The following is a 2,289-nucleotide window of genomic DNA, read 5'->3' on the forward strand; positions in this document are numbered from 1 at the left end:
GGTCAGTTCATAGACAATCAGGTGATCCTTCTCCACCGTCTTCACAGCCACCTCTTCAGGATGATCCACCAAAGCCTTAGCAATAACACCAACTAATTCTTCCATAGATAACCCTCACGATCAGTCATTATTTCTGCTGCTTGAGCTCATGGAACTTCTTCATCACTCCTGCTTTGCTCAGCAGGTTGCGGACTGTGTCGGATGCTTGCGCACCGTTTTGCAGCCATGCCAGTGCTTTATCTTCATCGATTCTTACGTCAGCCGGTTGGTTGACCGGATTGTAGTAACCGATTTCTTCGATAAAACGGCCGTCACGTGGGGAACGGGAATCCGATACCACGATACGGTAGAAAGGAGCTTTATGAGCACCCATGCGTTTCAGACGAATACGTACTGCCACGAAATTCACCTCCTTCAACAAAATAATCTCTGGGTGACAACCCTTCCCCCTAGCGGAGAGGCGGCTGTCTATATACAAATGCAGTGATTAACGGAAAGGAAACTTCATGCCGCCTTTGCCGGCCAATCCTTTCAGCTGCTTTAAAGCCTTGCCCTTCGGACCCTTCGGTCCCATCATATCCGAGAACTGCTTCATCATCCGGCGCATCTCGTCAAACTGCTTGATCAGCCGGTTGACCTCGGCGAGCGATGTGCCGCTGCCGGTCGCAATCCGCTTGCGGCGGTTGTGGTTGATGATATCCGGATTCTGTTTCTCTGCCTTCGTCATCGAAAAGACGATCGCCTCAATGCGGCCCATCTGCTTCTCGTCGACCTTCAGATCCTTGGTCTGTTTCAGCTTGCCCATCCCCGGGATCATGTCCATGATCTGGTCGATCGGGCCAAGCTTCTTCACCTGCTCCATCTGCTCCAGGAAATCGTCGAACGTAAATTCGGCGTTGCGCATTTTACGTTCCATTTCCTTGGCTTTCTCCGTGTCGATATTCGACTGGGCTTTCTCGATCAGCGAGAGCATGTCGCCCATACCGAGGATCCGGGAAGCCATCCGCTCCGGATGGAACGGCTCCAGTGCATCAATCTTCTCGCCGAGCGCCGCAAACTTGATCGGGCAGCCGGTTACGGCCTTAACGGACAGCGCGGCACCCCCGCGGGTATCGCCGTCGAGCTTGGTCAGCACGACGCCCGTCAGATCCAGCTGCTTGTTGAAGTGATCCGCGACGTTGACGGCATCCTGGCCTGTCATCGCGTCCACAACCAGCAGCACCTCGTCCGGCTTCACCTCGCTGTGGGCACCTCGTCCGGCTTCACCTCGCTGTGGATTTGGCGCAGCTCTTCCATCAGCTCTTCATCGATATGCAGGCGGCCGCCGTATCGATGATCAGATAATCGTTCCCGTTATCCTTGGCATGCTGATAAGCCTGCTTCGCGATTTCCACCGGGCTTGTCTTGTCGCCGAGTGTAAATACCGGTACGCCGATCTGGTCACCCAGCACCTGAAGCTGCTTGATCGCCGCAGGGCGGTAAATATCGCCTGCCGCCATCAGCGGACGGTGGTTCTGCTTCTGCAGCAGCTTCGCCAGCTTGCCTGATGTCGTCGTCTTACCGGCCCCTTGCAAACCTACCATCATAATGACGGTCGGAGGCTTGTTCGCCTTCGCCAGCTTCGCCTGGCTTCCGCCCATCAGCTCGGTCAGTTCTTTATTAACGATGTCGATGATGACCATGCCCGGCGTGAAGCTCTCCATCACTTCGGTACCGACGGCCTTCTCTTTCACCTTGGCGACGAAGTCCTTGACGACCTTAAAGTTAACGTCAGCTTCCAGAAGCGCAAGACGCACCTCGCGCATCGCTTCGTTAACGTCATCCTCGGACACCTTGCCTTTGCCGCGCAGCTTGCTGAATACGTTCTGCAGCCGGCTCGTCAATCCTTCAAATGCCATGAACCGCCACCTCCTTCTAACGCTTTATTCCAATTGCTGCAATTGATTTATGATTTGATATATTCTCGTTTTATCGGATTCAGACATGCTGCTGGACTCCGTGATGCTCTGCAGCCGCTCAAGTTCTTGGCTGCGCTGCTCATGCTTCTGCAGCAGTCCCAGCTTCTCTTCATACATGTCCAGCACCTGCTCAGCCCGCTTGATATGCTCATAGACGGCCTGACGGCTGATGTCGAACTCGGCTGCAATCTCCCCGAGGGAGAAATCGTCATGAAAGTAATATTTAAGGAACGTCTGCTGCTTCTCTGTCAGCAGCTGTTCATAGAAATCAAACAAAAGGTTGATTCGATTCGTCTTCTCGAGCCGATTCTCCTGACTCACCGAGGGACAC

General features: G+C 53.9%; 2 protein-coding genes and 1 pseudogene. All 3 read right to left on the minus strand.

The window, feature by feature from the left end; translation table 11 throughout:
• Positions 1 to 127 precede the first annotated feature (127 nt).
• Entirely contained in the window at positions 128 to 400 is a 273-nt protein-coding gene (rpsP, locus tag CPT76_RS16725; RefSeq protein WP_105443645.1) for a 30S ribosomal protein S16, read from the minus strand.
• Positions 401 to 487: 87 nt separating this feature from the next.
• A pseudogene (gene ffh, locus CPT76_RS16730) lies at positions 488 to 1,898 on the minus strand (signal recognition particle protein).
• A 24-nt stretch (positions 1,899 to 1,922) separates the two neighbouring features.
• Positions 1,923 to 2,279: a putative DNA-binding protein gene (locus CPT76_RS16735; protein ID WP_089546527.1), complete on the minus strand. Its 357-nt coding sequence runs from the start codon at positions 2,277 to 2,279 to the stop codon at positions 1,923 to 1,925.
• Positions 2,280 to 2,289: the final 10 nt, after the last annotated feature.

The organism is Paenibacillus sp. AR247, from assembly GCF_002968895.1.
GTDB classification, from domain to species: domain Bacteria; phylum Bacillota; class Bacilli; order Paenibacillales; family Paenibacillaceae; genus Paenibacillus_AQ; species Paenibacillus_AQ favisporus.